1 protein-coding gene is annotated in these 667 nt (G+C 52.2%); it reads right to left on the minus strand.

Annotated elements, in window-relative coordinates; translation table 11 throughout:
• On the minus strand, positions 1-500 hold a 500-nt coding region (locus tag AK963_RS30200; RefSeq protein ID WP_476588290.1), incomplete at its 3' end, for a hypothetical protein.
• Positions 501-667: the final 167 nt, after the last annotated feature.

Below are 667 nucleotides of genomic sequence, written 5' to 3' on the forward strand. Positions count from 1 at the left end.
TCCAGCAGCGTGCCCATATCGACGATGTAATCCAGCACATTGGTCTTATCCACAACGACGCCAGTACCACCGCCGTCAATCTTGTTGTCCGGATGCACATCGGTGTAGATATTCCCCAGCACATCGCCGTCTACCGCGATCTTCACGTTTTCCGCTGCATCCGCAGAAGACTCGTTGATCAGCTCGATATTGGACTGGACACTCTGGATGTAGTCATCCACAAAGGCGTAGTACTTGGTCTTGTCGATGGGCATTTCCACCTTGGGTGGTTCCAGATCCTGATACTCAACCCCCACGGCACGGTCATAATCCGCTACCGTAATATCAGGCCGGGTACGGATTACTACCTTGGAGCCTTCCGACTGGATCTCGCCTTCCCACTTGGTGTTACAGATGGCCGCCAACACGGTTCGTTTATAGAACTTCGCGTTGAGTTTCTTGGAGTAAATAACGGACAGGGCATTGGCCATAGCCCCCGTTGGAAATGTGGTCGTTGCCATGATTCAAGTCCTTTGAATCACGGGGAGCGGTTATACGACGATAATTAAACGCTCCCCTCAGAGGCGACCTCCCTGCTTGATCCACTGGGCCAGAATCTTGTCGAGTTTTTCTTCATTGTCGTTAAACTCTTTCTGCGGCATGGCCGCAATCTGTTCCAGCGTCAGGG

It is taken from the genome of Endozoicomonas atrinae, assembly GCF_001647025.1.
Lineage (GTDB): Bacteria > Pseudomonadota > Gammaproteobacteria > Pseudomonadales > Endozoicomonadaceae > Endozoicomonas > Endozoicomonas atrinae.